The organism is Kitasatospora sp. NPDC101155 (genome assembly GCF_044768305.1).
Lineage (GTDB): Bacteria > Actinomycetota > Actinomycetes > Streptomycetales > Streptomycetaceae > Kitasatospora.
In genome coordinates this window covers 1-4,479 of record NZ_JBIWPN010000125.1, presented here as the reverse complement: position 1 = coordinate 4,479, position 4,479 = coordinate 1, and the positions used below count along the sequence as shown (strand labels likewise).

Here is a 4,479-nt window from a genome sequence, read left to right as displayed (position 1 = left end):
TGCGCCAGATCCACCGGCTCACCCGCACGCACCGCCACCGCACCCCGCGTCACAACCACCAGACGCGACGCCGCGAACCGCTCCTCCGCCAGCCAGGTCCGGAGCACTTCCAGCACGGCGTGGACGCTCGCGCGGACACCGCTCGGGACGTCCGCGGGGGCCGCGAAGGCACCGCAGTCGAGGACGACCACGTCGGGCGTCGGCTCCTCGGAGTCCGACACGTCCTCCCACCGCGCCCAGGAGCTCTCCGCGGCAGGCGCGTTCGACAGCTCCGCCCACTCGATCCCGTAGAGCGGGTCGACCGAGCCCAGTTGCTCCGCCGACACCGCCCGGCCCACCATCGAGGCCACGGCCAGCACCGGACCGCCTGCCGGGTCGGCGAGGTCGAGCCGCAGCCCGCCGTCACCGAGCCGGACGATCCGCACCCGCACCGCGGAGGCGCCGACGGCGGACAGGGTCACGCCGGTCCACGCGAACGGGATCATCGTCTCCCGCTCGCCGCCGGCCAGGATCGCGGCGTGCATGGCCGCGTCGAGGAGCGCCGGGTGCACGCCGAAGCCGTCGGCCTCGACGCCCTCCGGCAGCACGACCTCGGCGAACAGCTCGTCGCCGCGCCGCCAGGCCGCGCGCAGGCCCCGGAACACCGGGCCGTAGCCGAACCCCGCCTCGGCCATCCGCTCGTACGCGCCGTCCACCGGCAGCGGCTCCGCATCGACCGGTGGCCAGACGGCGGCGTCGAAGGATCCCGCCTCGGGGGCTCCGGAAGCGGCCAGCGAACCGGCCGCGTGCTGGACCCACCCGGCGTCCGGATCCCCGTCCGGCCGCGAGTGGATGGTGACCGCGCGCCGGTCCGAGGCGTCCGGGCCACCGACTCGCACGTGCAGTTGGACGGCGCCGCGCTCGGGCAGCACCAGCGGCGCGGCCAGCGTCAGTTCCTCCACCAGTTCGCACCCGACCTCGGCCGCGGCCCGCAGCGCGAGCTCGACCAGCGCCGCACCCGGCACCAGGACGGTGTCCAGGACCCGGTGGTCGGCCAGCCACGGGTGCGAGTCCAGCGACACCCGGCCGGTGAGGAGGAACCCGTCCGTGTGGGACAGGTCGACGGCCGCGCCGAGCAGCGGGTGCGCGAAGGCGCCCACACCCACCGCGCCCAGGTCGCCGAGCGGGGTCGTCGCGTCGAGCCAGAAGCGGCGGTGCTGGAACGCGTAGGTGGGCAGTTCCACCGTCCGGGCGCCGCTGCCGGCGAAGAGGACGGACCAGTCCACCTCGGCCCCGGCCGCGTGCAGCCGGCCGAGGGCGCCGATCAGGCTCGCCTCCTCGTCCCGGTCCGCGTGCAGGGCGGGCACGACGCACGTGCCGGCGGCGGTCGGGTCGTCGAGGGCGCCCTGCACCAGGCCGGACAGGACGGTGTCCGGGCCCAGTTCGAGGTAGCGGCGGACGCCGGCCTCGTGGAGGGTGCGGATCCCGTCGGCGAAGCGGACGGCCTCGCGGACGTGGCGCACCCAGTAGTCGGGCGACGTCAGGCCATCGGCCAGCCCGCCAGTCAGATTGGAGACCAGTGGGATCGAAGGCGCGCTGTAGGTGAGCCCGTCGAGGACCTCGCGGAAGTCCGCCAGCATCGGGTCCATCAGCGGCGAATGGAACGCATGGGACACCCGCAGGCGGGTCGTCCGGCGGTCGGCGAAGTGCGCCTCGATCTCCGAGACGTCCTGTTCGGCGCCCGAGACCACGACCGACGTCGGACCGTTCACGGCCGCGATCGACACGAACTCACCAAGCAGCGGCAGGACTTCGCCCTCCGTCGCCTGCACCGCCAGCATCGCACCACCCTCCGGCAGCACCTGCATCAGCCGACCACGGGCAGCGACCAGCGCGCAGGCGTCCTCCAGCGAGAACACCCCGGCCACGTGCGCCGCGGCCACCTCACCGATCGAGTGCCCGGCCACGAACTCCGCCCGCACGCCGAACGATTCGAGCAGCCGGTAGAGCGCCACCTCGACGGCGAACAACCCGGCCTGGGCGTACGCGGTCCGGTTCAGCAGCTCCGCGTCCTCGCCCCACACCACCTCGCGCACGGGAAGCTCTGTCGCCGCGCACACCGCGTCGAACGCCTCCGCGAAGACCGGGAAGCGGCCGTACAACTCCCGTCCCATACCGAGCCGTTGCGAGCCCTGCCCCGAGAACAGGAACGCCGTCGCCCCACCCGCCCGGGCGGACGAGATGGCCGCGCCCGGAGCGAGTTCGCCCCGGCTCAGCGCGTCCAGTCCGGCCAGCAGCTCCGCCCGGTCCGCGCCGAGCAGCACCGCGCGGTGCTCCAGGGCCGGCCGCGTCGCCACCAGCGAGTGGGCGACGTCCAGCGCGTAGAGCTCCGGCCGCGCACCGAGGAAGGTCGCGAGCCGCTCGGCCTGCACCCGCAGGGCCTCCGGCGTCGCCGCGGCGAGCAGCCAGGGAAGCGTACCCAACTCGCCTTTGACGACAGGTATTTCGACTACCGGCTCAGGACCCTGCTCGACGATCACGTGCGCATTGGTCCCGCTGATCCCGAACGCGGACACACCCGCCCGGCGCGGCCGGCCGGTCGCCGGCCAGTCCCGGGCCTCGGCCAGCAGCTCGACCGCGCCCTCCGACCACTCGACGTGCGGCGAGGGCCGGTCGATGTGCAGAGACTTCGGCAGCACGCCGTGCTGCATCGCCAGCACCATCTTGATCACGCCCGCCACACCGGCCGCCGCCTGGGCATGCCCGATGTTCGACTTGATCGAGCCCAGCAGCAGCGGCAGTTCGCGGTCCTGGCCGTAGGTGGCGATCAGGGCCTGCGCCTCGATCGGGTCGCCCAGCGTGGTGCCGGTGCCGTGGGCCTCGACGGCGTCGACGTCCGACGCCGCCAGCCCGGCGCTCGCCAGCGCCTGCCGGATCACCCGCTGCTGGGACGGCCCGTTCGGCGCCGAGAAGCCGTTGCTCGCGCCGTCCTGGTTGACAGCCGTGCCGCGGATCACCGCGAGCACCCGGTGGCCGTTCCGCTGCGCGTCGGACAGCCGCTCGACGAGCAGCACCCCGACGCCTTCCGACCAGCCCACGCCGTCCGCCGCACCGGCGAACGCCTTGCACCGGCCGTCCGCCGACAGCCCCCGCTGCCGCGAGAACTCGATGAACATGCCCGGCGTCGACATCACCGTCGCACCGCCCGCGAGCGCCAGCGAGCACTCGCCGCTGCGCAGCGCCTGGACCGCCAGGTGCAGGGCGACCAGCGAGGAGGAGCAGGCCGTGTCCACGGTCACCGCCGGGCCCTCCAGGCCCAGCGTGTAGGACACCCGGCCGGAGACGACGCTGCCGCCGCTGGTGCCCGAGGGGTTCGTGTTGAGCGCGTAGTCGTGGTACATCACGCCCGCGAAGACGCCCGTTCGGCTGCCGCGCAGGGACAGCGGGTCGATGCCCGCCCGCTCCACTGCCTCCCACGAGGTCTCCAGGAGGATCCGCTGCTGCGGGTCCATGTAGAGGGCCTCGCGCGGGGAGATCCCGAAGAAGCCGGGGTCGAAGTCGCCGGCGTCGTGCAGGAAGCTGCCGTGGCGGGTGTAGCTGTGGCCCTCCTTGCCGGGCTCGGGGTCGTAGAGGTGCTCGATGTCCCAGCCGCGGTCGGTCGGCAGTCCGGTGACGGTGTCGGCGCCGTCGGCCAGCAGCCGCCACAGGTCCTCGGGCGTGGCCGCGCCGCCGGGGTAGCGGCAGGCCATGCCGACGATCGCGATCGGTTCGTCGGCGGCGTGCGGGCGGGTCTCGGCGCCGGCGGCCGGGGTCGCCTCCGTGCCCGCGCCGGCCAGGTCGAGGAGGTGCTCCGCGACGGCCCGGGCGTTGGGGAAGTCGAAGGCGAGGGTCGCGGGCAGGCGAAGGCCCGTGCGCTTGTTCAGGCGGTTGCGCAGGTCGGTCGCGGCGAGGGAGTCGAAGCCGAGCTCCTGGAACGCGCGCTCGGGCGCGATCGCCTCGGCGGAGACGTGGCCGAGCACGGCGGCGATCTCCGCGCGCACGAGCTCCAGCGCCAGGCGCCGGCCCTCGCTCTCGCCCAGCCCGGCGAGGCGCCGGGCGAGCCCGGTCTCGGCCGCGCGGCCGCTCGCGGGCAGCTCGGCGCGCCTGCGCGGGGCGGCGAGGGCGCGCAGGAGCGCGGGGACCTCGTCGGTGCGGGCGCGCAGGGCGGCGGCGTCGACCCGGATCGGGACGACGGCGGCGCGCTCGCTGCGCAGGGCGGTGGCGAAGAGTGCGAGGCCGGTCGCGTGGTCGAGGACGGGAACGCCCTGGGTGGCCATCCGCGCCCGGTCGACGTCCGCGAGGTCACGCCCGAGACCGGCGCCGACGTCCCAGAGGCCGTAGGCCATCGAGGTGGCGGGCAGGCCGGCGGCGTGGCGGTGGGCGGCGAGAGCGTCGAGGAAGACGTTCGCGGCCGCGTAGTTGCCCTGGCCGGCGGTCAGGACCAGACCGCCGGCGGAGGAG

1 protein-coding gene is annotated in these 4,479 nt (G+C 75.0%); it reads right to left on the bottom strand.

Annotated features, from left to right (window positions below; genetic code table 11):
- A partial coding sequence (locus tag ACIRYZ_RS46175; protein WP_402955679.1) for a beta-ketoacyl synthase N-terminal-like domain-containing protein occupies nt 1–4,479 on the bottom strand: 4,479 nt, incomplete at both ends.